Annotated in this window: 1 protein-coding gene; it reads right to left on the minus strand. The window is 75.0% G+C overall.

Annotated features, from left to right (window positions below; all coding sequences use genetic code 11):
- The coding region (locus GY937_09100; protein ID MCP5056866.1) for a tryptophan 7-halogenase at positions 1-538 on the minus strand (538 nt) is incomplete at its 3' end.
- Positions 539-596: the final 58 nt, after the last annotated feature.

The raw sequence follows: 596 nt of genomic DNA on the forward strand, positions 1-596 counted from the left end.
CGGGTGGGGGGGCCCCGCGGGGGGCGGGGGGGCCCCCCGCGGCCCGGGCGCGGGGCGGGGGGGCGGAGGGAGGGGCGGGGGCCCCTGGGGGGGGGGGGGCGGGGCCCCCCCCCCCCCCCCCCCGGGGGGGCATGGGCCCACGCCCCGCCTCACAGAGGGCCACCTGCAGGGAGAAGTCCGTGAAGCGGCGGGCCTCCCCGGAATCGGCGCGCTGGCGGACCCAGTGGTGGAAGAAGTCGACCTCGTCGATCGCACCGCCGATCCGGCCGAAGGGATGCCAGAAGCCCACCGGCGAGGAATCCACGGTCCACCCGTCGAAGCGAATGGCCAGTTTGAACGTCGCGTCGCAGGCTTCGAGCCAGCTCCGCTCGTCGATTCCCAACGCACGAAGGGCCCGGACGAGCGTCGGGACGGACGCTTCGCCGACGCCGATCGTGGGCACGCCGGGAGACTCGACCAACGTGATGTCGTGCCGATCCCCGCCGAGGTGACGGCGAAGCAGGCTGGCGGTCAGCCAGCCGGCCGTCCCTCCGCCCACGATGAGGATCCGGCGGATCCGTTTGTCTGCGAGGCTATGAAGTCAAGGCCTTCGGCCC

The sequence above is a fragment of the bacterium genome, assembly GCA_024228115.1.
Lineage (GTDB): Bacteria > Myxococcota_A > UBA9160 > UBA9160 > UBA6930.